The 25885-nt window shown below is 69.1% G+C and carries 27 protein-coding genes; 19 read left to right on the top strand and 8 right to left on the bottom strand.

Annotated features, from left to right (window positions below; all coding sequences use genetic code 11):
• The first annotated feature begins 45 nt into the window (after positions 1–45).
• The 9 genes from SB816_RS03935 (at position 46) to SB816_RS03895 (ending at position 8105) form a co-directional block, all read left to right on the top strand.
• Positions 46–948, top strand: coding sequence for a branched-chain amino acid ABC transporter permease (locus tag SB816_RS03935; protein WP_054417916.1), 903 nt, complete (start codon positions 46–48; stop codon positions 946–948).
• A complete protein-coding gene (locus tag SB816_RS03930; RefSeq protein WP_395757117.1) occupies positions 945–1949 on the top strand; it encodes a branched-chain amino acid ABC transporter permease in 1005 nt (334 codons plus the stop codon). Before SB816_RS03935 ends, SB816_RS03930 begins: the two co-directional genes overlap by 4 nt.
• On the top strand, positions 1946–2710 hold the full coding sequence (locus SB816_RS03925) for an ABC transporter ATP-binding protein (RefSeq protein ID WP_410546519.1): 765 nt from the start codon (positions 1946–1948) through the stop codon (positions 2708–2710). Before SB816_RS03930 ends, SB816_RS03925 begins: the two co-directional genes overlap by 4 nt.
• 4 nt (positions 2711–2714) lie before the next feature.
• Positions 2715–3422: an ABC transporter ATP-binding protein gene (locus SB816_RS03920; RefSeq protein ID WP_276323525.1), complete on the top strand. Its 708-nt coding sequence runs from the start codon at positions 2715–2717 to the stop codon at positions 3420–3422.
• A 13-nt stretch (positions 3423–3435) separates the two neighbouring features.
• Complete coding sequence (locus tag SB816_RS03915) at positions 3436–4191, top strand: SDR family NAD(P)-dependent oxidoreductase (RefSeq protein WP_144655660.1); 756 nt, start codon at positions 3436–3438, stop codon at positions 4189–4191.
• An 8-nt stretch (positions 4192–4199) separates the two neighbouring features.
• Complete coding sequence (locus tag SB816_RS03910; RefSeq protein WP_410546518.1) at positions 4200–4940, top strand: SDR family NAD(P)-dependent oxidoreductase; 741 nt, start codon at positions 4200–4202, stop codon at positions 4938–4940.
• A gap of 5 nt (positions 4941–4945) precedes the next feature.
• The gene (locus tag SB816_RS03905) at positions 4946–6652 is read left to right on the top strand and encodes an FAD-dependent oxidoreductase (protein ID WP_410546517.1); all 1707 of its coding nucleotides are present in this window, start codon (positions 4946–4948) and stop codon (positions 6650–6652) included.
• 25 nt (positions 6653–6677) lie between these two features.
• Positions 6678–7295, top strand: coding sequence for a glutathione S-transferase (locus SB816_RS03900; protein WP_410546516.1), 618 nt, complete (start codon positions 6678–6680; stop codon positions 7293–7295).
• Between the two features lie 228 nt (positions 7296–7523).
• The gene (locus SB816_RS03895; protein ID WP_410546515.1) at positions 7524–8105 is read left to right on the top strand and encodes a hypothetical protein; all 582 of its coding nucleotides are present in this window, start codon (positions 7524–7526) and stop codon (positions 8103–8105) included.
• Between the two features lie 162 nt (positions 8106–8267).
• Here SB816_RS03895 and SB816_RS03890 read toward each other — a convergent pair whose 3' ends face one another.
• Positions 8268–9602 (bottom strand): DUF3100 domain-containing protein, encoded by a 1335-nt coding sequence (locus SB816_RS03890; RefSeq protein ID WP_054500480.1) that lies wholly within the window; start codon positions 9600–9602, stop codon positions 8268–8270.
• A gap of 295 nt (positions 9603–9897) precedes the next feature.
• On the opposite strand from SB816_RS03890, the gene SB816_RS03885 reads away from it, so the two are divergent.
• Positions 9898–10818 carry a LysR family transcriptional regulator gene (locus tag SB816_RS03885; protein WP_058665608.1) on the top strand — a complete coding sequence of 307 codons (921 nt, stop codon included), beginning with the start codon at positions 9898–9900 and terminating at the stop codon, positions 10816–10818.
• An 84-nt stretch (positions 10819–10902) separates the two neighbouring features.
• On the top strand, positions 10903–11094 hold the full coding sequence (locus SB816_RS03880; protein WP_006390012.1) for a DUF2970 domain-containing protein: 192 nt from the start codon (positions 10903–10905) through the stop codon (positions 11092–11094).
• 75 nt (positions 11095–11169) lie between these two features.
• Here SB816_RS03880 and SB816_RS03875 read toward each other — a convergent pair whose 3' ends face one another.
• The gene (locus SB816_RS03875; RefSeq protein ID WP_116792963.1) at positions 11170–12033 is read right to left on the bottom strand and encodes a LysR substrate-binding domain-containing protein; all 864 of its coding nucleotides are present in this window, start codon (positions 12031–12033) and stop codon (positions 11170–11172) included.
• A 124-nt stretch (positions 12034–12157) separates the two neighbouring features.
• Here SB816_RS03875 and SB816_RS03870 point away from each other — a divergent pair, with 124 nt between their 5' ends.
• From SB816_RS03870 to SB816_RS03860, 3 genes are all read left to right on the top strand, one after another.
• Positions 12158–13687: an MFS transporter gene (locus SB816_RS03870; protein ID WP_410546514.1), complete on the top strand. Its 1530-nt coding sequence runs from the start codon at positions 12158–12160 to the stop codon at positions 13685–13687.
• A 159-nt stretch (positions 13688–13846) separates the two neighbouring features.
• A complete protein-coding gene (locus SB816_RS03865; RefSeq protein ID WP_054500477.1) occupies positions 13847–15583 on the top strand; it encodes a nitrite/sulfite reductase in 1737 nt (578 codons plus the stop codon).
• Complete coding sequence (locus SB816_RS03860; RefSeq protein ID WP_054500476.1) at positions 15576–16121, top strand: DUF934 domain-containing protein; 546 nt, start codon at positions 15576–15578, stop codon at positions 16119–16121. Before SB816_RS03865 ends, SB816_RS03860 begins: the two co-directional genes overlap by 8 nt.
• Positions 16122–16171: 50 nt before the next feature.
• On the opposite strand, the gene SB816_RS03855 is transcribed toward SB816_RS03860, so the two are convergent.
• A complete protein-coding gene (locus tag SB816_RS03855; protein WP_054500475.1) occupies positions 16172–16975 on the bottom strand; it encodes an IclR family transcriptional regulator in 804 nt (267 codons plus the stop codon).
• Positions 16976–17077: 102 nt separating this feature from the next.
• Between SB816_RS03855 and SB816_RS03850 the strand changes: the two genes are divergently transcribed.
• Genes SB816_RS03850 through SB816_RS03835 form a run of 4 tightly spaced genes read left to right on the top strand, consistent with a single transcriptional unit; the run spans position 17078 to position 21181 of the window.
• A complete protein-coding gene (locus SB816_RS03850) occupies positions 17078–18067 on the top strand; it encodes a Bug family tripartite tricarboxylate transporter substrate binding protein (protein ID WP_054417904.1) in 990 nt (329 codons plus the stop codon).
• Positions 18068–18078: 11 nt separating this feature from the next.
• Positions 18079–19584: a class I adenylate-forming enzyme family protein gene (locus tag SB816_RS03845; RefSeq protein ID WP_064527332.1), complete on the top strand. Its 1506-nt coding sequence runs from the start codon at positions 18079–18081 to the stop codon at positions 19582–19584.
• Positions 19581–20369 (top strand): citryl-CoA lyase, encoded by a 789-nt coding sequence (locus SB816_RS03840; RefSeq protein ID WP_063588746.1) that lies wholly within the window; start codon positions 19581–19583, stop codon positions 20367–20369. Before SB816_RS03845 ends, SB816_RS03840 begins: the two co-directional genes overlap by 4 nt.
• The gene (locus SB816_RS03835; protein ID WP_336235192.1) at positions 20366–21181 is read left to right on the top strand and encodes an SDR family NAD(P)-dependent oxidoreductase; all 816 of its coding nucleotides are present in this window, start codon (positions 20366–20368) and stop codon (positions 21179–21181) included. Before SB816_RS03840 ends, SB816_RS03835 begins: the two co-directional genes overlap by 4 nt.
• Positions 21182–21292: 111 nt before the next feature.
• On the opposite strand, the gene SB816_RS03830 is transcribed toward SB816_RS03835, so the two are convergent.
• Together SB816_RS03830 and SB816_RS03825 are read right to left on the bottom strand one after the other, a co-directional pair.
• Entirely contained in the window at positions 21293–21832 is a 540-nt protein-coding gene (locus tag SB816_RS03830; protein WP_410546513.1) for a 1,2-dihydroxy-3-keto-5-methylthiopentene dioxygenase, read from the bottom strand.
• A gap of 3 nt (positions 21833–21835) precedes the next feature.
• Complete coding sequence (locus tag SB816_RS03825) at positions 21836–22633, bottom strand: MetQ/NlpA family ABC transporter substrate-binding protein (RefSeq protein ID WP_064527335.1); 798 nt, start codon at positions 22631–22633, stop codon at positions 21836–21838.
• A gap of 181 nt (positions 22634–22814) precedes the next feature.
• Between SB816_RS03825 and SB816_RS03820 the strand changes: the two genes are divergently transcribed.
• A complete protein-coding gene (locus tag SB816_RS03820) occupies positions 22815–23888 on the top strand; it encodes a DUF6817 domain-containing protein (RefSeq protein WP_410546512.1) in 1074 nt (357 codons plus the stop codon).
• 111 nt (positions 23889–23999) lie between these two features.
• Here the strand turns inward: SB816_RS03820 and SB816_RS03815 are convergent, their stop codons facing one another.
• The 3 genes from SB816_RS03815 to prmC form a co-directional block, all read right to left on the bottom strand.
• Positions 24000–24563, bottom strand: coding sequence for a UbiX family flavin prenyltransferase (locus SB816_RS03815; RefSeq protein WP_020926056.1), 564 nt, complete (start codon positions 24561–24563; stop codon positions 24000–24002).
• Between the two features lie 4 nt (positions 24564–24567).
• Entirely contained in the window at positions 24568–24894 is a 327-nt protein-coding gene (grxD, locus tag SB816_RS03810) for a Grx4 family monothiol glutaredoxin (RefSeq protein ID WP_020926055.1), read from the bottom strand.
• Between the two features lie 139 nt (positions 24895–25033).
• Entirely contained in the window at positions 25034–25861 is an 828-nt protein-coding gene (gene prmC / locus SB816_RS03805) for a peptide chain release factor N(5)-glutamine methyltransferase (RefSeq protein ID WP_064527337.1), read from the bottom strand.
• Between the last annotated feature and the right edge of the window lie 24 nt (positions 25862–25885).

The raw sequence follows: 25885 nt of genomic DNA, 5'->3' as shown, positions 1-25885 counted from the left end.
AGTCCGCGCCGCGGCGCAGCGCCGCGCGGACCGCCGGAGACCATCATGAGCTTTGCCGATATCTGGTTGTTCCTGCAGCAGGGGGTGCTGTCGGGACTGGTGACGGGCAGCGTGTACGCGCTGCTGGCGGTCGCCGTTGTCATTATCTTCAAGACCACCGACGTGCCCAACTTCGCCCAGGGCGAGATCTTCATGGTCGGGGGCTACATCGCCCTGTTCCTGACCCTGGTGATGGGCTGGCCCTACCTGGCGGTCATTCCGGTGACGCTGGCCGTGGTGGCCGTGGTCTCCGGCCTGTTCCAGCGCGTCGTCATGGAGCGCGTCATCGCCTCCAGGGGCGTTGGCGTGCAGATGGTGATCGCCACGCTGGGCCTGGCCTACGCCCTTAAAGGGCTGGTGCGCCAGAGCGGGCTGGGCGACACGCCGCGCTCGCTGCCGCCGCTGGCTCCGACCGACGCCATCCTCATCGGCGACGCCGTGCTGACGCAACTGGACCTGGTGATCTTCGCCGTGGCCGTGGGCGTGATGCTGCTGCTGTACGGGATGTTCACCTATACGCGTGTCGGCAAGGCCATGCGCGCCGTCGGCATGAATCCCAAGGCCGCGCGCCTGGTGGGCGTGAACCTGACGCGCATCCGCATGATGGTGTGGGCGCTGTCCGGGCTGATCTCGGCCGTGGCCGCGCTGCTCATCACGCCCAAGATCCTGATCACGCCGGACATCGGCCACATCGCCATCCTGGCCTACGCGGCCGCCATCGTCGGCGGCATCACCAGCCTGCCCGGCGCGGTGGTCGGCGGTTTCGTGATCGGCGTGGCCGAGAACCTGGTGGGCCTGTTCATTTCGACCAACGCCATCGTGGTGGCGCCCTTCGTCGCCATCATGGTGGTGCTGCTGCTGCGTCCGCAAGGCCTGCTGGGCGGCAAACTGCAGGTGAAGAAAGTATGAAATCCAATACCGACCGCGCCCTGCTGGCGCTGATGGCCGTGGCGCTGGCGGCCCTGCCGTTCATGGCCAGCGGCTATGTGATCTACGTCGTCAACCTGCTGATGGTGTTCGTGGTGCTGGCCCTGGGCCTGCACATCGTCATCGGCGAGACCGGACAGTTCGCCCTGTCGCATGCCGCGTTCTATGGCGTCGGCATCTATACGGCGGGGCTGATCAACAATCTCTGGCATCCGCCCTTCTTCGTGTCGATCGTGGCCGGCGGGCTGCTGGCCGCGCTGCTGGGCTACGTCATCGGCGCCCTGGCGCTGCGCATGCGCGATATCTATCTGGCGCTGTCGACCTTCGCCTTCGGCGAGGCGATGCAGTGGGTGTTCCTGAACTGGCAGTCGGTGACCAATGGCTCGAACGGCTTCCGCATTTCGCCGGCCACGCTGTTCGGCTATGAACTGGTGACCGACATCAAGGCCTATCCGTTCGTGGTCGCGATCGCCGCGCTGCTGCTGTGGATCACCGTGGCGCTGTCGCGCTCGCAGCTAGGCTCGGCTTTTCGCGCCGTGCGCGAAAGCGACGTGGCGGCGCAGGCCATGGGGGTGAACGTCAACGCCATCAAGCGCACCGCCTTCACGCTGTCGGCCGCCTACGCCGGCATCGCCGGCGGCATGTACACCACCTTCGCCTCGTTCATCCACCCGGAAAGCCTGGGCTTCCAGACCACCATCCTGATCCTGACCATGGTGGTGGTGGGCGGCATCGGCTCGGTGCGCGGCGCCATCGCCGGCGCCATCGGCTTCGGCCTGATCTCGGAGCTGCTGCGCCAGGCGCTGTCATTCCAGGAAATCATCTACGGCGTGATCCTGATGGGCTTCATGATGTTCGCGCCCAAGGGTCTGTTCGCCAGCCGCGAGGCGCGCCGCCGCGCGCCGCCGCCGGCCGCCCCGTTGCCCGCGCGCCGGGGCGCCCAGGGCGCCACCGCCAAACCCACGCAAAGGAGCGCGGCATGAGCGCCCACCCCTACCTCGACGTCCAGGGCCTGACGGTGAAGTTCGGCGGTCTGACCGCCATCAACGGCCTGTCGATGCAGGTCGAGCGCGGCCGCATCCACGCGCTGATCGGCCCCAACGGCGCCGGCAAGTCCACCACCTTCAACTGCGTCTCGCGCTACTACCGGCCGACGCAGGGCCGCATCGTGTTCGACGGCGTCGACATCACGAAGAAGAAGCCGCACGAAATGGCCGCGCTGGGCGTGGCCCGCACCTTCCAGAACCTGGAACTGTTCAGCGCGCTGACGGTGCGCGAGAACGCGCTGCTGGGCACCTATGCGCACGGCGCCAGCACGGCCGCGCGCCTGCTGCGCCCGGCCAATGCCGAGTCGCGCGAACGCGTCGAGCACCTGCTCGAACGCGTCGGCCTGGCCGACTTCCTCGACACGCCCGCGTGCAGCCTGGACTTCGGCCGCCAGAAGATGCTGGAACTGGCGCGCGCGCTGGCCATCTCGCCCAAGCTGCTGTTGCTGGACGAGCCCGCCGCCGGCCTGCGCAACCGCGAGATCGAGACGCTCGACCGCATCCTCACCGAGCTGTGCGAACGCGACGACATCACGGTGCTGCTGGTCGAGCACGTGATGCAACTGGTGATGTCGATCTCGGATCGCATCACCGTCATGTCATTCGGCGAGAAGATCGCCGAAGGCACGCCCGCGGAGGTGCGCAGCAACCCCCGTGTCATCGAAGCCTATCTGGGCAAGGGAGCCGCCGGTGGCTGAGAACCTGCTTGAAGTCGAATCGGTCAGCGCCGCCTACGGCAATATCCGCGCCCTGCAGGATGTGTCGCTGAAGGTGCCGCAAGGCGCCATCGTCGCGCTGCTGGGCGCCAACGGCGCCGGCAAGTCCACCACGCTCAACGTGATCTCGCGGCTGGTGACGCCCACCGCGGGCAGCGTGCGCTTTGCCGGCGAAGCGATACACCGCCAGCCGGCTGACGCCATCGTCGGCCGCGGCATCGTGCAGGTGCCGGAAGGCCGCGAGATCTTCCGCGAGATGAGCGTGCGCGAGAACCTGGAGATGGGCGCCTACCTGCGCCAGGACCGCCAGGCGGTCAAGGCCGACCTGGACATGGTCTGCGACACCTTCCCGCGGCTGCGCGAGCGCTTCGAGCAGAAGGCCGCCACGCTGTCGGGCGGCGAACAGCAGATGCTGGCCACCGGTCGCGCCATGATGGCGCGACCGCGCATGATCCTGCTGGACGAACCCTCCATGGGCCTGTCGCCGCTGGTGGTGGAACAGATCTTCGACATCGTGCTGCGCCTGAACCGCGAGCAGGGCATCACCATCCTGCTGGTGGAACAGAACGTGAAGCTGGCGCTGTCGGTGTCCAGCTATGCCTACATCCTGGAAAACGGCGAGATCGCGCTGGAAGGCGCATCGGCCGCGCTGGCCAGCGACGAAGGCGTGCAGCGCGCCTACCTGGGCGGCTAGGAGCCAACACACCATGACCCTGATGATGCAAGACAAGCGAGTCCTGGTCACCGGCGCCGGGCGCGGCCTGGGCGCCACCATCGCGCAGGGCTTCGCCCGCGAAGGCGCCAGCGTGATCGTGGCCGACCTCGACCCCGCCCTGGCGCGCGCCAGCGCCCAGGCCATCGCGGCCGCCGGCGGCCGCGCCATCGACGCCGCGCTGGACGTGACCGACGCCGCCGCGGTGCGCGCCTTCGCCGCCGAATGCGAAGCGCGCCACGGCCCCATCGACGTGCTCGTCAACAACGCCGGCATCTCGGCGCGCGCGCCGTTCGACGATCCGCAGACCCCGCAGATCTGGGAACGCGTGATGAACGTGAACCTGCAGGGCACCTTCAACGTCACCCACGCCTTCGTCGAACAGCTCAAGGCCCGCCGCGGCGCCATCGTCAACCTGTGCTCGATCGTGGCCTACGGCTGCGGCATCTCGACCGCCGGCTACGTGGTCTCCAAGGGCGGCGTGCGCTCCTTCACCGAAGTGCTGGCGCGCGACCTGGCGCCGCACGGCGTGCGAGTCAACGCCGTGGCCCCCGGCCTGATGGAAACCGAGATGACCGCCGGCCAGCGCGCCCAGGCCCACGGCACCGACTGGTATATGCGGCGCGCGCCGATGGCGCGGGCCGGACGCGCCGACGAGATCGTCGGCCCCGTGCTGTTCCTGGCCTCGGCCATGGCCAGCTACGTCAATGGCGTGGTGCTGCCGGTGGACGGCGGCTACCTGGCCGTATAGGAATCGATATGGAACCCCTCAACTCCCTCGGCACCGCGCTGGTCACCGGCGGCGCCAGCGGCATGGGCCTGGCGATCGTCGAGCGGCTGGCGCACGACGGCTTTCGGGTCGTCATGGCCGACCGCAACGCGGCCCTGGCCGACCAGGAAACCCAGGCGCTGCGCGCGCAGGGCCTGGACGTGGACTACCGCGTGGTCGACCTGGCCGACGAACACGCCACCCGCGCCCTGGTGCGCGAACTGGCGCCGCTGGCGGCGCTGGTCAACAACGCCGGCCTGTTCGACGAACGCAAGTTCTTCGACGTCTCCAGCGACGACTACCGCCGCATGTTCGACGTCAACCTGCTGGCGGTGGCCACGCTGACGCAGGAAGCCGCGCGCGACATGGCCGCCGGCGGCAAGATCGTCAACATCGCCTCGCGCGCCTACCTGGGCGCACGCAACCATCCGCACTACGTGGCCTCGAAGGCCGCGCTGGTCGGCTACACCCGCGCCTCGGCCATGGAGCTGGCGGCGCGCGGCATCCTGGTCAACGCCATCGCCCCCGGGCTGATCGACACGCCGCTCTTGCGCAACCTGAGCGCCGAGCGCCTGGCGGCCCAGTTGGCCTTGCAGCCCACGGGCCGCGCCGGCCAGCCGCGAGACGTGGCCAACGCGGTGTCGTTCCTGGCCTCGCCGCAAATGGACTTCATCACCGGCCAGGTGATTTTCGTGGACGGCGGCAAGTCGCTCGGCGGGTCGGGAGCATAGGCAGCATGGACAGCATCAAGTGGGACAAGGAAGTCGACGCGCTCGTGGTCGGCTCGGGCGCGGGCGGCATGAGCGCCGCGCTGACCGCCAGCGTGGCGGGCCTGGAGGTATTGCTCATCGAGAAGACCGACCGCATCGGCGGCTCGACCGCCATTTCCGGCGGCGCGCTGTGGATACCGCTGAACGCGCAGACCGAGGCCGCCGGCCATCCGGACAGCTTCGACAAGGTCTGGACCTATCTGCAGGAAACCGTCGGCGCCGCGGCCTCCGACGAGATGAAGCGCGCCTATCTGGACGCCGGCCCGCGCATGATGGATGACCTGGTCGCGCGCGGCTTCCTGCAGGTGGCCGCGCGCACCGCCTCGCCCGACTACTACCCCGATCTGCCCGGCGCCGCCATGGGCGGCCGCTCGCTCGATCCGGTGGAGTTCGACGGCCGCAAGCTGGGCCGCCATTTCAAGACGCTGCGCGATCCGCTCAAGGAATTCACGGTGCTGGGCGGCATGATGGTCAACATCACCGACGTGCGCCACCTGCTGCGCGCCACCCGCGCGTTCGCGTCATGGCGCCACGCCATGAAACTGGTGCTGCGCTATGGCGCGGACCGCCTGCGCGGCTACCATCGCGGGACCCGTCTGCTGCTGGGCAACGCGCTGGCCGCGCAACTGTTCCACGCCATGCTGGCGCGCAAGGTGCCGTACTGGCTGAACACGCCGGCGCTGGCGCTGCTGCGCGATGCCGACGGCGCGGTGCTGGGCGCCACCGTGGAGCATCAAGGCCGGCGCATCAACATCCGCGCCCGCCGTGGCGTGGTCATGGCCACGGGCGGCTTTCCGTGGGATTCGACGCGCCGCCGCCAGACCTATCCCCACCCCACCGACGACTGGTCGATGTCGCCGCGCGACAATACCGGCGACGGCATCCGCCTGGCCGAGGAGGCCGGCGCGGCGCTGGGCCAGGGGCATTCCAGCCCCGCCTTCTGGGCGCCCGTGTCGATCCTGGAACAACCCGGCGGCAAGCGGCTGCACTATCCGCACCTGGTGTGGGACCGCGCCAAGCCGGGGCTGATCGCCGTCAACGGCGCCGGCCGCCGCTTCGTCAACGAATCGACTTCGTACCACGCCTTCGTGCAGGCCATGTACCGCAGCCACGAGCAGGTGCCGACCATGCCGGCCTTCCTGCTGTGCGACCAGCGCTTCATCGATACCTGGGGATTGGGCCTGGCGCTGCCCGGCGGACGGCCGCGCCAGCATCTCATCGATGCCGGCTACCTGCTGCAAGGCGCAACGCTGGAGGCGCTGGCGCAGAAACTGGGCGTGCCGCCCGATGCGCTGCACGCGACCATCGCGCGCTACAACGAATACGCGGCGCAAGGCCTGGACCCCGACTTCGGCAAGGGGAGCACCGCCTACAACCGCTACCTGGGCGATCCCGAGCACCAGCCCAACCCCTGCCTGGCCCCGCTCGGCGCCGGTCCGTACTACGCGGTCAAGGTCTATGCCGGCGACATCGGCACCGCCTGCGGCATCGCCGCCAATGGCAACGCGCAGGCGCTGGACGCCGCCGGCCAGCCGATTCCCGGCCTTTACGTGGCCGGCAACGACATGCATTCCGTCATGGGCGGCGCCTACCCCGCCCCCGGCATCACGCTCGGACCCGCCCTGACTTTCGGCTGGGTCGCTGGACAACACCTGGCCCGTGCCCAACACTGACGCACCACCCCTGACAAGGACCCTCATGAAGATCTACTTCTCGCCCGCCTCGCCCTTCGTGCGCAAATGCATGGTCATCGCCCACGAACTGGGCCTGGCCGACCGCATCGAGAAACTGCCCAGCGCCGCCGGCCCCGTGGCCCGCGACCAGAACATCATCCCCGACAATCCGCTGGGCCAGGTACCGACGCTGATCACCGACGACGGCCAGCGCCTGTTCGACAGCCGCGTCATCTGCGAATACCTGAACGACCTGGGCAAGGGCGCGCTGTTCCCCACCGGCGCCGCCCGCTGGGCCGCGCTGGCCGAGCAGTCGCTGGGCGACGGCATGCTGGGCGCCGCGCTGCTGGCGCGCTACGAAACCGTGCTGCGTCCCGAGCCGCTGCGCTGGGACGGCTGGTACGAAGGCCAGATGGGCAAGGTGCGCGATGGCCTGGCGCTGCTCGAGAAGACCGCCGCCCGCCTGGAAGGCCGCCTGGAAGGCCGCCTGGACATCGGCACCATCACCGTCGGCTGCGCCCTGGGCTATCTGGACTTCCGCTATCCCGATTTCGACTGGCGCGCCGGTCATCCCGCCGTCGCCGCCTGGTTCAAGGCGTTCAACCAGCGCCCCTCGATGCAGGCCACGCTGCCGCACGCCTGACCCGCTCCGGTTTGGACGGCCGCCAGGCCTGGGGAACCCGCCGGGCTCCAGGCGCAACGGCCGCCCGGTACGGCGCGCCCCCTTGGGCCCGCCGCTCGCCCCTGGCGCTTGCCAGGGGCTTTTTTTTCTTACAGATCGACATACCGCTGCGCCGACGGCCGTCTATATTGAACTTCCGAGGTCCCCGCCGGACCAACGGGTAGAACCCACAGACCAGGGAGCCCACGCATGAACGTGACCGCCGTCTCCCCCATCGCCCGCGTCGCCCCGCCGTATGCCGCGCGCGTCCCGTTGCTGGACGATACACGCCCCGTCTGGGAAGCCGAATGGGCCGCCCGCAACGCCGCCACGCGCCAGGCGCAACGCAGCGCGCAGGCGCAGGCCGCCTGGCAGGCCCAGCGCATCGCCCGCGCTGCCCCGCCGCAGGCCGACGACGCCGATACCAGCCGCGTCGTCGCCAACGCCCCGTCCAAAGCGGTCGCCCTCGCGGCCGCCGCGCCTGCCGCCATCAACGTCGACCAGTTGCGCGACCTGTACGCGGACGCCCGCCTGCGCCGCGCCATCGACGAATTCTCGGCGCGCCCCGATCCGGTGGCGCTGCGCGCCGACAGCGCCAACGACCTCGGCACCATCGAGGGCCTGACGCCGCTGCAACCCTACCGCGTGGCCATGGGCAATCCGCAAGTGCAGGAACTGCAGACCGCCGTGGCCCTGAAGGCCGCGGGCCTGGGCATCCCCAAGGTCGAGAACATCGGCCCCACCGAGAACGTGACCGACCAAGCCCGCTACCGGCCCAACGCGCGCACTTGATTGAACCGCGCAGGCGCAATCCGCGCCTGGCCCCCCGCGCGCGACACGAAGGCTCGGGTAGAAACGCCTCGGATAACGCTCACGTGCGCCGCTGCGCCGATCCAGGCAAGAAAAAAGCCGCCCACACGGGCGGCTTGTCACTTGCCGGACGGCGACGTCCGATCAGTGGAAGAACTCGGCGATCATCGTCGCGCCCAGGAAGGTACCGGCGTTGGCCGCCAGCGACACCACCACGATCTTCCAGCCCAGCTTGCGGAAGGCCGGCAGGTCTTTCAGGATCGACAGGCCGGCCATCGCCAGGATCACCGTGGTGAACGGCAGGAAGTTGACCTTGTTGACCGCGGCGATGATCTGGTCCGAGTACGGCACCGCGCCGGGGCAACCCACGGTCATGGCGATCAGCGACAGCACCGCCACGGCGGGCAGCTTGGGCACCACGCGCAGCAGCAGGTCGGCGATCACGACCAGCAGGATGATGATCAGCATGCCGGGCAGCGCGTCCAGGATCGGCACCTTGTAGCCGAACTGATTGCCGACCAGCGCGAACAGGCCGCACACGGCGTAGGCGGTCAGGCGGTCGCCGAAGCCCATCTTCACGGCGTGCGACGGCGCCTCGGTGGCGGCCGCGGCATCGGCGGCCGTGTCGGCCTTGCCGCGCGAGAAACGGCCCAGCACCGGCTCCAGCTTGCCGTACAGGAATACGGTCGTCGGCAGCGAGATGAACAGCGTGAAGTACACGCCCACCACCGTGGTCAGCAGGTTGGCGGCGGCGGCCAGCGCAGCAACCTGGTGCGCCACTTCCGGCGTCTGCTGCGAAGCGATGGCGCCCACGCCCGCGGCCATCATGCTGCCCGAGCCCACGCCGGCGCCCATGGCGAGCGAACGCGGATCGAAGATGTTCAGGCTGGTGATGAAGCCGGCCATCAACGCCACGAACAGCGCGCCGATCACGGTGCCGGTGATGTACTCGGCCATCACGCCGCGGCCTTCGGGCGAATTCATGCCATAGCGCTCGCCGATGATCGCCAGGCTGGGCTCGCGGCCCACCGAGAACGTCGCGCCGATGGCTTCGCGCTTGATGCCCAGCAGCAGCGCCAGCGGCAGGCCGATGGCCATGGTGCCGAAGAAATGGCCGAACTCCTGGAACACCAGGGCCCAGCCGGCTTCGCGCACCTGCGGCAGCGAGCCGCCCACCATCAGGCCCAGCTTGGCCAGGAACGGCAGCAGCGCGTATTGCAGGTAGCCGCTGATGCGGGTCTGCATGGCGGTGTCGATACCCGCGTTGGCCGGCAGGCGCTGGCCGAAGGCGGCCACGACCGCGCCGATGAAGATGGCCCAGAGCATGGGCTGCAGAACGATCTTGCCCGGGCCCACCGCGAAGGTGACGCTGCCGATCGCTTCGGACACGAGCACCACCAGCAAGATGGCGACAAGCATGCGAATGCGGCTCGAAAGCGACATGGCGGGCATGGCCAGGCTGGCGCTGGCATGAGACATCGGATTCCCCTGAGTACGTGAGTAGGTATGGCGCGGCCCGATCGGCGCGTGCGTGGCGCACTCCCCGGGCGCGGCGACCGGTACGGGGGATGGCTCGCGGCGCGAGCAGGCGGCAGCCGCGATTTTCGCCCGGGGGCCGGCGCGCCAACCATGACAGCGCCAGGGCTAATGTGTTGCGTAAAATGCAACGGACGCCCCTGGACAGGGAATTTTTTGCAAGAACCAGCAATATATAAGGGAAAACCCTCAATATGTTGCGGACCGAACCGATGCCTTTGCGCCACGGAGCTTCCCCATGGACGAAAAACTCGACGCCCGCCGCACCCATTACTTCATGCAGGTCATGAGCCGCGGCTCGGTGCGCGGCGCCGCCGAAGTGCTGAACATGGACCCGTCCGCCGTCAGCCGGGCGATCGCGGCGCTTGAGCGCGACTGCGGCATGACGCTGTTCGAACGGCGCGGCCGCGGCGTGGTGCCGACCGACGCCGGCCACATCCTGGCGCGCTACGTGAAGCGCCAGCAGAACATCCAGGAGAGCTTCTTCTCGGAAATCGACAGCCTGCGCAAGGCGGAGCGCGGCCACATCGACCTGGTGCTGGGCGAAGGCTTCGTCGAGCTGATGTTCGACCGCGTCCTGCCCGGCTACTGGCGCAATCATCCAGAAGTCACGCTGGACATCGACGTGGCCCGCACCTCGGAAATCGTGCAGCGCATCGTCGACGACCAGGCCTACATCGGCCTGGTGTTCCAGCCGCCCAACGATGCGCGGCTGCGCACGCACTATTCGCGCCCCGAGCCGATCCGCGCCATCGTGCGCCAGGAGCATCCGCTGACGCGCCTGCAGCGTCCGCTGCTGCTGACCGACCTGGGCGAGTATCCCGGCGCCGCGATGCAGGAAGGCTTCGGCGTGCGCCAGCACATCCAGGCCGCCGAGATCAGCGAACAGGTGCGGCTGCGCAACGTGCTGACCACCTCGTCGTTCAAGGCGCTGTGGCAGTTCGCCGCCACCGGCATCGGTTATGCCCTGACGCCGCCGATCGCCGTCACCGCCGACATGGCCGCACTGCGCCTGGCCAGCCTGCCGCTGGCCAACCCCATCCTCAACCAGGGCAGCCTGCACGTGCTCAGCCGCGCCGGCCGCCACATCTCGCCGGCGGCGCGCGAACTGCTGGACCACATCGTGCGCGGCATCGGCACGCCCGCCGACGCCATCTGATATGGTCGCCAGGGGCGAATCTGCATCTGCCGCGCCCGCGCCGGGGCGGCTACAGTGGGTCCATCCCCTGTCTGGAGACCCGCCATGCTCAGCTTCCTGCGCACGGTCAAGTCCGTGCTGTGGGGCTTTTTCGGCGTGCGCCGCGGCCGCGGCTACGACGCCGACATCGCCCACAACAAGCCCGCGCCGCTGATTCTCACCGGCCTGCTGATGGCCGCCTGCCTGGTCGTGATCCTGGTGCTGGTGGCACGCTGGGCGGTCAACGCCGCGCTGTAGATCGCCACGCGATCTGCAATGACGCCATGGCGTCAATGGGCGGACAGCGTGCCCGCGTAGCCGCGAGACAGCACGCTAGGGCAGCGCCAGCGCCGACATTTCCGTCAGCAACTGCCCGAACGCCCGCACCGCCGGCGCCTGCTGTTCCGTCTGGCGGGAAATCAACCTGAAGTCCGCATGCGTCAACGGCGGCAGGCCGTAGCGGCCGTCGATCACGTCCATGCCTGGCCGCACGTCCTCCTGCGGCAGCGCCGTCACCGCCAGACCCGCCAGCACCGCCGCGCGCAGGCCCTCCTGGCTGGGCGAGGTGAATGCCACCCGCCATTCCAGGCCGGCCGCCTGTAGCGCGTCCACGCCCACCAGCCGGTGCACACAGGGGGATGGCGCGAAGGCCAGCGGGATCGGCTCGTCAACGGGAAAATCAAATGCGTGCGCGGCGGCCCACACGAAGCGCGTGCGCCGCAGCATCGCGCCGCGCTCGGGTTCGCTGGGCAACGCCATCACCACGGCCAGGTCCAGCGCATCCGCCTCGACCTGGGTGCGCAGATCCAGGTAGCTGCCGACCACCACGTCCAGGCGCACCGCCGGAAAGGCGCGCGCGAACCGCGCCAGCAGCAACGGCAGGCGTTCGCCCATGAAGTTTTCGGGCACGCCCAGGCGCACCGCCCCCGCCACCGATGACCGCTGGAAGCGCCGCGCCAGCGCGTCCTGGGCGCGCAGCACCTGTTCGGCGTAGCGCAGGAAGTCCTCGCCGTCCTCGGTCAGCGCCAGGCTGCGGGTGGTGCGGACCAGCAGCGCGGTGCCGGCCTGCTCCTCCAGGCGCCGGATCTGGTGGCTGACGGCCGACTGGCTCAGGTGCAGCCGTTCGGCGGCGCGGGTGAATCCGCCGGCCTCCTTGACCGCGACGTAGGTGCGCAGCAACGCGGTATCGAAGTCCATGGCGTCAACTCATGATGAAAATTAATTAATTCGACGAAATTAAATCATTTCCATCATTTTTAACAGGCTCCCAGAATGAGGTCCCGCGGCGGATTCCCGCCGCCGACCTCTCGTGAGAACCCCGATGCCGCTTTCGATAGCGCAGAAAAATAGCTTTACGCTGGCCGCCGTCTGCCTGGCCGCCCTGATGTTCGGCCTGGAGATCTCCAGCGTGCCGGTGATCCTGCCCACGCTGGAACAGGCCCTGCACAGCGGCTTCCAGGAACTGCAATGGATCATGAACGCCTACACCATCGCCTGCACCACGGTGTTGATGGCCGCGGGCACGCTGGCCGACCGCTACGGCCGCAAGCGCCTGCTGCTGGCCAGCCTGGCGGTGTTCGGCCTGACCTCCCTGGTCTGCGGCTGGGCGCAGGACACCGGCGTGCTGATCGCCGGCCGCGCGTTGCAGGGCCTGTCCGGCGGCGCCATGCTGATCTGCCAGGTGGCGGTGCTGTCGCACCGCTTCCAGGACGGCGCCGCGCGCGGCCGGGCCTTTGGCGCCTGGGGCATCGCCTTCGGCGTCGGCCTGGGATTCGGCCCCGTCATCGGCTCGGCCATCGTGGCGGTAGCGAGCTGGCAATGGGTGTTCCTGGCGCACGGCCCGCTGGCGTTGATCGCCCTGGGCCTGGCGTGGAAGGGCGTGGACGAATCGCGCGATCCGCGCCAGCGCAAGCTGGACGTGGCCGGCATCGTCTCGCTGTCAGTGGCGGTGTTCGGACTGGCCTGGTTCATCACCCAGGGGCCATCGGCGGGCTTCGCCAGCTTGGCGACCCTCGCCAGCCTGGGCGCGGCCATCGTAGCGCTGATCGTCTTCGTGATCGCCGAACGCCGCTGCGCCGACCCGATGTTCGACTTCGCGGTGTTCCGCATCCGTCGCTTCTCGGGCGCGCTGCTGGCGTCAGCCGCGATGAACTTCAGCTTCTGGCCCTTCATGATCTACCTGCCGCTGTATTTCCAGAACGGCCTGGGCTACGGCGGCCTGGGCACCGGCCTGGCGCTGCTGGCCTACACCCTGCCGACCCTGGTGGCGCCGCCGCTGGGCGAGAAACTGGCGCTGCGCTACCGCCCCGACACGGTGATCCCGGCCGGCCTGTTCGCCATCTGCCTGGGCTTCGCGCTGATGAAATGGGGCAGCGGCGTCGCGCAGGCCTGTTGGCTGACGATGCTGCCTGGCTGCCTGCTGGCCGGCACCGGCCTGGGCCTGATCAACACCCCCGTCACCAACACCACCACGGGCGCGGTGCCCGGCGACCGCGCCGGCATGGCCTCGGGCATCGACATCAGCGTGCGCATGATCAGCCTGTCCATCAATATCGCGCTGATGGGATTGCTGCTGGTCGAAAGCGTCCTGGCGTCGCTGCGCCGCCATTGGCCCCAGGCGCCCGCCGATGCCACGCTGCGCGCCATGGCCGAGGCCCTGTCGGCGGGCAACCTGGGCGATGGCGCCGCGCCGGCCATCCCCGCGGACGTGGCCCGGATCGCGCTGACGCACGGGTTTGGCGATGTCATGCTGTACGGCGCGGCGGCCGTCGGCCTGCTGGCGCTGGCCAGCCTTGCCGCCTTCCGGGGCGCCCGGCCGCGTCCCCGGGCCGTCGCCGGGTCCGGCGGCTGAACGCCGCCACGCAGGTGTCTGCCGCAGGCATACGCTTATTACCAGAATGACTTAGACGGTCGAAGCGGCTGCCTGTTACGGTTATGAATCCCCCAGTCCCCGCCTACGGCGGGCCACGCTTGCGGGGACCAGACCGAGAAGACCTCAAGGGCAGTAGACATGTACGTGTATGACCCCGTCGACCAGCAGCTCGTCGAGCAGCGCGTGGCGCAGTTCGCCGACCAGACGCGCCGCTTCCTCGATGGCCAGCTCACCGAAGATGAATTCCGCGTCCTGCGCCTGCAGAACGGCCTGTATATCCAGCGCCACGCGCCGATGCTGCGGGTGGCCATCCCCTACGGCATCCTGGCCTCGCGCCAGTTGCGCACCCTGGCGCACATCGCGCGCAAATGGGACCGCGGCTACGGCCACTTCAGCACGCGCCAGAACATCCAGTTCAACTGGCCCAAGCTGGAAGACGTGCCGGACATCCTGGCCGAACTGGCCACGGTGCAGATGCACGCCATCCAGACCAGCGGCAACTGTATCCGCAACACCACCACCGACCACTTCGCCGGCGTCGCGCCGGACGAGCTGATCGACCCGCTGGTGTGGTGCGAGATCATCCGCCAGTGGTCCACGCTGCACCCCGAATTCGCATTCCTGCCGCGCAAGTTCAAGATCGCGGTCAGCGGCGCGGTGCAGGACCGCGCGGCGGTCGGCGTGCACGACATCGGCCTGCAGGCGGTCGAGCGCGACGGCAAGCTCGGTTTCCGCGTCTGGGTCGGCGGCGGCATGGGCCGCACGCCCATCGTCGGCAAGCTGATCAACCCGTTCGTCGAATGGCAGGACCTGCTGACCTACCTGCAGGCCGCGCTGCGGGTCTACAACCTGCATGGCCGCCGCGACAACAAGTACAAGGCGCGCATCAAGATCCTGGTGAAGGACCTGACGCCGGAAGTCTACGCGCAGCAGGTGGACGAACAGTGGCAGCTTATCAAGGGCGGCCCCGACACCATCACGCAGGAATTCGTCGACACCATCGCCGCGCGCTTCATCTGGCCGCAGTACGATCCGGCCGCGGCCAACGACACCGACAACACCGAGGCGCTGGCCGCCGCCGACAAGCGCTTCGCCCGCTGGCTCCGCACCAACGTGCATGCGCACAAGACGCCGGGCTACGCCGCCGTCACCGTCTCGCTCAAGGCCACCGGCGTGCCGCCGGGCGACATCACCGCCGACCAGATGGACGCGGTGGCCGCGCTGGCCGATGAATACGGCTTCGGCGAACTGCGCGTGTCGCACGAGCAGAACCTGATCCTGGCCGACGTGCGCCGCGCCCGCCTGCACGAGCTGTGGGGCAAGCTCGAAGCGCTGAACCTGGCCACGCCCAACGTCGGCCTGCTGACCAACATCATCGCCTGTCCGGGCGGGGATTTCTGCGCGCTCGCCAATGCCGTGTCGATCCCCGTGGCCGAGGCCATCCAGCGCCAGTTCGACAACCTCGACTACCTGTTCGAGATCGGCGAGCTGGACCTGAACATCTCCGGCTGCATCAACTCCTGCGGCCACCACCACGTCGGCCACATCGGCATCCTGGGGGTCGATAAGGCCGGCGAGGAGTGGTACCAGGTCACCATCGGCGGCCGCCAGAACGGCGCCGCCAAACCGCTGCCCGACATCGAATCCACAAAGGGCGGCGGCGCCGCCATCGGCCGCATCATCGGCCCCTCGTTCGCCCGCGACCAGGTGCCGGGCGTGGTCGACCGCCTGATCCGCACCTACCTGGGCCTGCGCGACAGCGAGGAAGAACGCTTCATCGACGTGGTGGACCGCGTCGGCATCGATCCCTTCAAGCAAGACGTGTATTCCGACCCCGCCTTTGCCAAGCCCGCCCAGGAGGCCGCCCATGTCTGAGCCCTACGCCCACGACGCGCCCGGCCCGCACCTGATCCGCAACGGCCGGCTGGAAGCCGACAGCGCCCGTCCCTTCGTGCCCGACCCCGAAGTGGCGGCCGACGGCCAGGTGCCGACCGACGAACCCGGCTGGATCGTGCCGCTGGCCACCTGGAAGGCCTCGCACGCCACGCTGCGGCGCCATCGCCATCCGGTCGCGGTCCTGCTGGAACCGGACGCCGACCTGCGCGACCTGCTGGAAGCCGATGGCACGCTCGATCCGGCCGGCATTGCCTTCATCGCGGTGGACTTCCCCGTCTACACCGATGGCCGCGGCTATTCGCTGGCGCAACTGCTGCGCACCCGCTATCACTGGACGGGCGAGCTGCGCGCGGTCGGCGACGTGATGATCGACACCATCCACTACCAGGCGCGCGTCGGCTTCGACAGCTTCCTGGTCAAGCCGGGCCACGACCCGCACAAGGCGCTGGAAGCGTTCAAGACCTTCACGGTGCACTACCAGAAGACCTACCGCGCGCCCGCGCCGGCGCAGGCCTGACGCGCGCAGCCGGCCTCGATGCCATCGAGGCCGGACCGAACCCTTATCGTTCAATCCGCCTCGTCGACCAAGCCGGGCAAGCTCCAGCGCTGGCGCCTGACCTCGTCCTGCCCCAACTGCGTGCGGATCAACTCGGCAATGGCGCGCTGGCGCGGCGCCTGCATGCGGTCTATCAGGCTCGAAACGCTGACCGCCAGCCGCGGATAGCCGCCCGCGTCGCACAACGCCACCCCGACGCCCAGCACGCCCGGCACCGCCGCATTGCCCACCACCGCCCAACCCCGGTCGCGCGTGTTCTCGGCCAACCGCCGCATCTGCGCCACCGTCATGCCGCCATAGGCGCGCAAGGCCTGCTCGTTCTGTGCGATCACCTCGTCGGCCTCGGCCGGCGGCAAAGCGCCCAGCAGCGCCAGGCCGGCCGCGCCCACGCCCAGCGGCTGGCGATGGCCGATGGTCACCGCCAGCACCTGCACCGGGTAGTTGCCGACCTCGCGATGCAGGCATAGCGAATCGCCGCCGGCGCGGCAGATCAGGAATGCCGAATCGCCGCTGACGTCGCTGATCTGCCGCAGCACCGGCCGCAGGCCGCGCACCGCTTCGGCGTGCGGATCGCCGGCCATCATCACGCCCAGCTCCGCCATGCGCCAGTGCGGCGCGTCCGGCTCGCGCAGCGCGTAGCCCTCCTGCGCCAGCACATCCAGGTACCGGTAGACGGTGGAGCGCTGCATGCCGGCGGCGCGCGCGATGTCGGTCACGTGCATGCCGGCCGCGCCCGCCTGGCGCAGCACGCCCAGCACCCGCAGCCCGCGCCGCAACACCCGCGGCCCGCCGTCGTCGCTTTCCGGTTTGTTCATTTTCTGGACACCTTGCGTTGATGAGGCGCCTATCAAAGCCCAATATGAAGTCGGGCAGGCAAAGATCTGTCCAGATATTAGACAAACAGGACGGAGACAACCATGCAGACATTCAGCAGGCGGCTGGCCGCCAGCGTCGCGGCCCTGGCGGGCGCCATTGCATTCAGCGCGCCGAGCCAGGCTGCCAAACCCTATCCCGAACGCCCGGTGACCCTGGTGGTCGGTTACGCCGCGGGCGGCGCCACCGACATCGTGGCGCGCCTGGTCGCCAAGGCCCTGAACGAGGAACTCGGCCAGACCATCGTGGTGGAGAACAAGACCGGCGCCAACAGCAACATCGGCGCCGAAATCGTCGCGCGCGCCGCGCCCGACGGCTATACGCTCTACGTCGGCTCAATCGCCAACACTATCAACCGCACGCTGTACAGCAAGCTCAACTACGACTTCGTCAAGGACTTCGAGCCGATCGGCCTGCTGGCGACCATCCCCAACATCCTGGTGGTCAACCCCAAGCTGCCGGTCAAGACGGTGCCGGAATACCTGGCCTACGCCAAGGCCCACCCCGGCAAGCTGACCTGCGCCTCGTCGGGCAGCGGCTCGTCCATCCACCTGTCCTGCGAACTGTTCAAGATGCAGACCGGCACCGATATCCTGCACGTGCCCTATCGCGGCAGTGGTCCGGCGGTGGCCGACCTGCTGGGCGGCCAGGTCGATTCCATGTTCGACAACCTGCCCTCGTCATTGCCCCACGTGCAGGCTGGCAAGCTGCGCGCCATCGGCGTCACCTCGCCGCAGCGGCTTCCGGCCGTGCCCGACGTGCCGACGCTGGCCGAATCCGGCCTGCCCGGCTTCGACGTCGAATCCTGGTTCGGCCTGATGGCGCCGGCCGGCACGCCGCAACCCATCATCGCGCGCCTGAACCAGGCCATGAACAAGGCCCTGGCCAACCCCGCGCTGCTGGCCTCGTTCCAGCAATCGGGCTTCTACGCGCCGCAATCGCCCAACACGCCGCAGACCTTCGGCAAGAAGATCGCCAGCGAAATCGACAAATGGGGCGAAGTGGTCAAGCGCGCCGACATCAAAGCCAACTGAGGAGCACCAGGGTGTACCCGATAGATTTCTTTTTCCGCGCCGCCGAGCAGTATCCGGACCGCGTGGCGCTGGACGCGCCCGAGGGCCAGGTGACGTATGCGCGGCTGGCCACGGACGTGCGCGCGCTGGCCGCCGCGCTGCAGGACCTGGACCCGGCGCCACAGACCCGCGTCGCCCTGTGCGCGGGCAACACCAGCCGTCATATCCTGGCGCTGCTGGCGGTGCTGGCCAGCGGCAAGATCTGGGTGCCGCTGAACACCCGCAGCACGGCGCGCGAGATCGGGCGCATCCTGGACGCCACCGAGCCGTCCATCGTCATGGTGGACGACGCCGGCGACGCGCTGGTGGCGGCGGGCGCGCCGCATCGCGTCAGCCTGGCGCCGGACATCGCCGGCCTGGCCTTCGAGGCCCTGCTGCAACGCGGCGCCGGTCGCGAGCCGCTGCGCCACGCGCTGCCGCGCGAGGCCACCCAGGCAATCAAGTTCACCGGCGGCACCACCGGCCTGCCCAAGGGCGTGATGCAGCCCTATCACGCCTGGAACGCCGCCATCATCAACCAGATCCACAGTTGGGGCCTGACGCACGAGGACCGCTACGTGGTCGCCGCGCCGGTGACCCACGGCACGGGCACCTACCTGCTGCCCGTGCTGGCGCGCGGCGGCGCGCACGTGCTGCTGGACAGCGCCACGCCGGCCTCGATCACTGCCGCCTTCCGCGAACGCGGCGGCACGCTCAGCTTCATGCCGCCGACGCTGATCTACATGATCATGGCGCAGCCGGGCGTGTCGCGCGCCGATTTCCCCAAACTGCGCAACCTGATCTATGGCGGCGCGCCCATGCCGCCCGAAAAAATCGAACGCGCCCGCGCCTTCTTCGGCCCGGTGCTGGGCACCACCTACGGCCAGACCGAGGCGCCGCAGATCGTCACGGTGCTGCGTCCCGCCGACCTGGAATCGCCCGACAACCGCGCCTCGGTCGGCCGCGTCACCTGGCTGTCGGACGTCGCCATCATGGACCCGGCCGGCGCGCTGCTGCCGCGCGGCGCCATCGGCGAAGTGGTGGTGCGCGGCGACCTGGTGATGTCGGGCTACTGGCGCCTGCCCGAGAAGACCGCCGAGACCATCGTCGACGGCTGGCTGCACACGGGCGACACCGGCCTGATCGATGAACGCGGCTACCTGTTCCTGAAGGACCGCCTGCGCGACGTCATCATCACCGGCGGCTTCAATGTGTATCCCGTGGATGTCGAGAACGCGCTGTCGTCGCATCCGGCCGTCTACGAATGCTCGGTGTTCGGCCTGCCCGACGACAAATGGGGCGAGGCCGTGCACGCCGCGGTGCAACTGCATCCCGGTGTCGCGGCCGACGCCGATGCGCTCAAGGCCCACGTGCGCGCCCTGCTCGGCCCGGTCGCCACGCCCAAGCAGATCCACCTCCACGCCAGCCTGCCGCGCTCGCCCGTCGGCAAGGTGCTCAAGAACGCCGTGCGCGACGCGGCCCTCAAGGAATCCCCATGACCACGCCCGAAACCCGCCTCTGCGCCCATCACCTCACCGGCATGTCGTACCGCGACGTCGACCTGGTGGAAGACCTGATCGGCAAGAAGACCTTCACCGAAGTCATGATCATGCAGATCCTGGGCCGCGAGGCGCGGCCGGTGGACATGCGCATCGTCGACGCGGTGCTGGTGACCCTGATGGAGCATGGCCTCACGCCCAGCGCCATCGCCACCCGCCTGATCTACATGAGCGCGCCCGAAAACCTGCAGGGCGCGGTGGCGTCCGGCCTGATGGCGGTCGGCAGCCAGTTCGTCGGCACCATGGAGAACTGCTCGCGCCTGCTGGACCGCATCCGCCAGGCCGCCGACGGCCGCGCCGAGGCGCTGGCGATCGCGCAGGAATTCCGCGCCAGCCGCCAGGCGCTGCCGGGCTTCGGCCATCACCTGCACAAGCCCGACGACCCGCGTTCGATCAAGCTGCTGGCGCTGGCGGAGGCCGAGCCGGACCTGCCCGGCGATTCGCTCAAGGCGCTACGGCTGCTGGCGGCGGCGATCGACGAGACCTACGGCAAGCACATCACCATCAACGCCACCGGCGCGGTCGCCGCGCTGCTCAGCGAAATCGGCGTGCCCACCGCGCTGATGCGCGGCTTTGCGGTCATCTCGCGGGCCGCCGGCCTGGTGTCGCACGTGGCCGAGGAGCAGCAGAGCCCGAGCGGCCGATTTATCTGGGAAACCATCGACCACGCCATTCCCTACGTCGGCAAGGGAAAGTCGCACCAGCGCGACGGAGAACCGTCGTGATCCCGCCCGCGCCCGGCGCACGGCTGGCGGGCAGGATCGCGCTGGTGGCCGGCGCCGGTTCCTCGGCCGCCGGCTGGAGCATCGGCAAGGCCAGTTGCGTGACGCTGGCGCGCCAGGGCGCGGCCATCATCGCGCTGGACGCCGACCTGGCGGCGGCCGAGGACGCGGCCCATGAAGTCGAGCGCGCCGGCGGCCAGGCCCTGCCGGTGCAGGCCGACGTGGCCGACGCCGACGCCATGCGGGCCGCGGTGGACGCGGCGCTGGCCCACTACGGCCGCATCGACGTGCTGCAGGCCAACGCCGGCATCGGCAAGGTCGGCGGCCCGGAAGACATCGACCTGGCCGACTGGGATCGCATCCAGCGCGTCAACGTCACCAGCCTGCTGATCGCCACGCGCCTGCTGGCGCCCGTGATGCGCGCGCAGGGCGGCGGCGCCATCGTCACCGTGTCGTCGATCGCCGGCATCCGCTACACCGGTTACCCCCACCTGGCCTACAGCGTCAGCAAGGCCGCGGTGATCCACTTCGCCCGCATGGCGGCGCAGCAGTATGCGGCCGACGGCATTCGCGTGAACACGGTGATCCCGGGCCTGATCGATACGCCGCGCGTCGCGAAGAACGTGGCCGGCATGTTCGCCAAGGACGACCTGGAGGCGGCGCGCAAGGCGCGCGACCGGCAGGTGCCGATGGGCCGCATGGGCACGCCGTGGGAAGTGGCGAACGCGGTGGCGTTCCTGGCGTCGGATGAAGCGTCGTACATCACCGGCACGGAACTGCTGGTGGATGGGGGCCTGACGGGCAAATACGCTTAGAGCGAACCGCAAGGAAGAGCGCGGCGGCGCGGCCCGGGCGCGTATCCGGACCGCTTGAGGCGGAGGACACGATCAGGCCGCGTCGTCACTGCACGCCGCGCCCTCGCGCCGTCAGGGCAGCACCGGAAAACGCGCGGCGATCTCGTCGCCCGTGAACCGCGCGACCCAGCCCGCCGGATCATTGAACAGCCGGATACAGGTGAACGCGGGCGCCGAGCCCATGTCGAACCAGTGCGGCAGGCCGGCCGGCACCGAGATCAGGTCGTCCTGCTCGCACAGTATCGCGTAGACGCGGCCGGCGGCATGCAACGTGAACAGGCCGCTGCCGGCAACGAAGAAGCGCACCTCGTCATCGGCGTGCGTGTGCTCGGCCAGGAACTTGCGGCGCAAGGCCTCGCGCTCGGGATGCGCCGGGTCCAGGCTGACCACGTCGACGCTGCGATAGCCGCGCTCGGCCACCAGCCGTTCGATCTCGGGCCGATACGCCGCCAGCACTTCGGCCTGCGGCGCGCCGGGCGTCAGCGGCGCCTGTGCCTGCCAGCGCTCGAAGGTCACCCCGATGGCGGCCAGTTCGCGCCGGATCTCGCCGACCTCATCGATGCGCCGGCCGGCAGCGGGATCGTCCTGCGGATAGATCGTCAGCGTCGACATCGCTTACCAGGAGGTGGAATACGCGCCAGGGAACTTCTGCGCCACGAAGGCCTTCACCTCGTCGGACTGGTAGGCCTTGATGAAGCGCGCGATGCGCGGATCGTTCTTGTTGTCCTCGCGCGCGGCGATGACCACGGCGGCGAACGGCGCATCCTTGCTTTCCAGCACCAGCGCATCCTTGGCGGGCGACAGGCCGGCCGGGATGGCGTAGGCCGAATTCACCGCGGCGGCGTCCACGTCGGCCAGCGAGTGCGGCAGTTGCGCGGCCTCGATCTCGACGAACTTGAGCTTCTTGGGGTTGTCGACCACGTCGAACAGCGAGGCCGTCACGGTCACGCCGTCCTTGAGCTTGATGAGCTTGGCCGCCTGCAGCACCAGCAGCGCGCGGGCGCCGTTGGTCGGGTCGTTGGGGATCGCCACCTTGGCGCCCGGCTGCAGGTCGTCCAGCGACTTCACGCGCTTGGAATAGATGCCCATCTGCTGCACCACGGCCGTGGCCACCGGCACCAGCTTGTAGCCGCGCGCCTTGTTCTGCGATTCCAGGAAGGGCTTGTGCTGGTAGATGTTCAGGTCCAATTCCTTGGCATCGAGCGCGGCGTTGGGCTGGATGAAATCGCTGAACTCGACCAGCCTGACCTTCAGGCCCTGCCTGGCCGCGACCTGCTGCACCACTTCGCCGATCTGGGCGTGCGGGCCGACGGTCACGCCGACTTTCAGTTCGGCGTCCTGCGCCATGGCCGGCGCGGCGGCGGCGAATCCGATCAGGGTGGCAAGGGCGGCCAGGGTGTGGCGTAGACGCATGGGAATCTCGGCAATCGAACAAGGGAAGGGAAGCCCCGGATTCTAGTGAGCGCCCTTCAAAACCGGAAGCGATGAATTTTCATATTGATATGCTTATTTCCATATAAGCGCCGCGCCATGACAAGCACGCTTGCGCACGACACAATAGCGGCTGGATTCCCAACCCCTTGCCGTCATTGCCATGCCCACCCCCAACGAACTGCATCCGCACGCGCGCGCCCTGCTGGCCGACCACTATGCCGCCGTCGATGCCGACCTGCCCGTCCTGCTCGACCTGCTGTTTGCCCGCAGCGCCGGCGAAGACTGGCACAAGGCCGGCACCTTCAAGCACCACCTGCTGGGCGTCTACCGCACCCTGGCGCTGTGGAACCAGCCGCGCGAAGTGCGGCTGCTGGGCCTGTTCCACAGCGTGTATGGCAACGAGTACGTCGATCTCACCCTGTTCGACCGCGAGCGCGAACGCAGCACGCTGCGCGAAGTGCTGGGCGCCGAAGCCGAGGAATGGGTCAGCCTGTTCTGCGCCATGCCGCGCACCCGCTTCGTGCAGGCCATCCTGCAAGGCCAGGGCCATGGGCCCGAGGGCCTGACGCTGGAAGGGGCCGACGGCCAGGTCTTCACCTTCACGCCGCGCCAGGTCGCCGCCTTCATCGTGGTGTCGGCCGCCGACATCGGCGAACAGTGGCATAGCTGGCAGGACGAGATCTTCGCCGGCTATCCGCAGCAGCAGCGCCGCGACCTCAAGTCGCACTGGGCCGCCTCGCTGTGGCCCGGCCCGCTGAAGCCGCCGTCGAACATCCTGTCGATGCTGTCGCACCTGCTGGCGCCGCTGTCGGCGCTGCCGGCCGATACCGGCATCCCCGTGCCACCCGCGTTCGACCATTGCCGCGCCACGCTCAGCCTGCGCGACGAGGCCGCCGCCAGCGCGCTGTACTGGCAGGTCGTCACGCGCATGCATCCGCAGACCGAAATGGACACCGCGCGCCACATGCTGGAAGCCGCGGTGGCGCACAACCCGTGGGTCGCCGAGCCGCGCCTGCTGCTGGCGCAACTGGCGCTGACCGCCGGCGACTTCGAGGCCGCCGAAGGCCACGCCGCCGCCGGCCTGGCTGCCTTGCAGGCCTGGGGCACCGCCTGGGACAAGCGCATCGAGTGGGCCGGCTGGATGGCCTGGGCCCGCATCGAACTGCAGAACGCCCGCGCGCGCCGCTGGCCGGAGAACCTGGCGGCCCTGAACGGCCTGGGGCTGGTGGAGTGATCGCGGCGCGCTGAACCACGGCAACCACACGCAAGACAAAACGAACACGCCCCAGGAATCGGTAGATCCCCGGGGCGTTTGACCTTCACGGCCCATAGGCCGCGACGGCGCTTATTTCATGCCTTCCCAGTGCGGACCGGGCACATGGATGTCGAACAGCTCCAGCACCCGGGCCACGGTGTGGTCCACCATCTCTTCGATGCTGGCCGGCCGGTGATAGAACGCCGGCAGCGGCGGGAACACGATGCCGCCCATCTCGGTGACGGCGGTCATGTTGCGCAGGTGCGCCAGGTTGAAGGGCGTCTCGCGCACCATCATCACCAGGCGGCGGCGCTCCTTGAGCGTAACGTCGGCCGCGCGCGTGATGAGGTTGTCGGAAAGGCCATGGGCCACGGCCGCCAGCGTGCGCATCGAGCACGGCACGATGACCATGCCGGCCGTCTGGAACGCGCCGCTGGCCAGCGTGGCGCCCACATCGCGCACGCTGTGCACGTGGTCGGCCAGCGCGTAGACATCATGGCGGCTGACATCGAGTTCGTGCTTGATGTTCAGCACGCCCGAGGCCGACACCACCAGGTGCGTCTCGACGTCGTCCACGCCGCGCAGCGCCTGCAGCATGCGCACCGCGTACAGGGAGCCGGTGGCCCCCGTGATGCCGACGACCAGTCGCCGCATGGAATCAGGCCGTGGCGCCGGATTGCTCCAGCAGGGTCTTGAGCTCGCCCGACTCGTTCATCTCATTCATGATGTCCGAACCGCCGATGAATTCGCCGGCCACGTACAACTGCGGAATGGTGGGCCAATTCGAGAATTCCTTGATGCCCTGGCGGACTTCGTCGTCCTCCAGCACATTCACGGTGACCAGCTTCTTGACGCCACAGCTCTTGAGGATCTGGATGGCCTTGCCGGAAAAGCCGCATTGCGGGAATTGGGCGGTGCCCTTCATGAACAGCACGACGGGGTGCTGGGTCACGGTTTCGCGGATGAATTCTTGAACGTCGCTCATGGTGGTCTCTTGGACAGGAGGCATAACGGAATACGCCAATTATAGGTACAGGCGGGATTTCGTCCCGGATACCCCGGAACCGCCCCGGGGAATCGACCGGTCGCCGCGCGGCGGCCGGTTACAAATCGCCCGCGCGGCGTCAGCCACGCCCGGGCCAGCGTCCGCCGGAAATGCGCTCGATGCCGGCCAGGTCGCGTCGGCTATGGACATCGCTGAAGCCCGTCGCCGCCAGCAGGCCGCGCACGGCCTCGGCCTGGTCCCAACCGTGCTCCATCCACAGCGCGCCCCCCGCCTTCAGGTGGCGATGGGCGCCGGCCACGATGCGGCGCAGGTCTTCCAGGCCATCGGCGCCGTCGGTCAACGCGCCACGCGGCTCGAAGCGCACGTCGCCCTGCCCCAGGTGCGGATCGTCGCTGGCGACATAGGGCGGGTTGGACACGATCAGGTCAAAGCCCTCGCCTGCCGGCACCGCGTCGTACCAACTGCCCTCGACGAAGCGCACCGAGGCCGTCAGCTCCCAGGCATTGCCCGCGGCCACGGCCAGCGCGGCGGCGCTGACGTCGCTGGCCATCACGCGGGCATCACGGCGCGCCAGGGCGATCGAGATGGCGATGGCGCCGCTGCCCGTGCCCAGGTCCAGCACGGCGGGCGCGGACTGTCCGGCCACGCATTCCAGCGCGGTTTCCACCAGCACCTCGGTGTCCGGGCGCGGGATCAGCACGTCCGGCGTGACGCGGAACATGTGCCCCATGAACTCGCGCTGGCCCAGCAGATAGGCCATCGGCTCGCCGGCCAGGCGGCGCTGCGCCAGCGCCTCGTAGGCCGCAACCGTTTCCGGCGCCAGCGGATCGGTGTCGTGCGCCAGCAGCCAGGCGCGCGGCTTGGCCAGCACGTGCTCGAGCAGCATGCGCACCTCGAGCCGGGGCAGGCGCGTGTCCAGCAACAGGCTCTTGATCTGGGTCGTCATGGTCGAAACGTTCTCGCCGAAGGG

The sequence above is a fragment of the Achromobacter sp. SIMBA_011 genome (assembly GCF_046535435.1).
GTDB classification, from domain to species: Bacteria; Pseudomonadota; Gammaproteobacteria; order Burkholderiales; family Burkholderiaceae_B; genus Achromobacter; species Achromobacter dolens.
The sequence above is the reverse complement of the archived record's forward strand: the minus strand, read 5'-3'. Positions and strand labels throughout refer to the sequence as shown.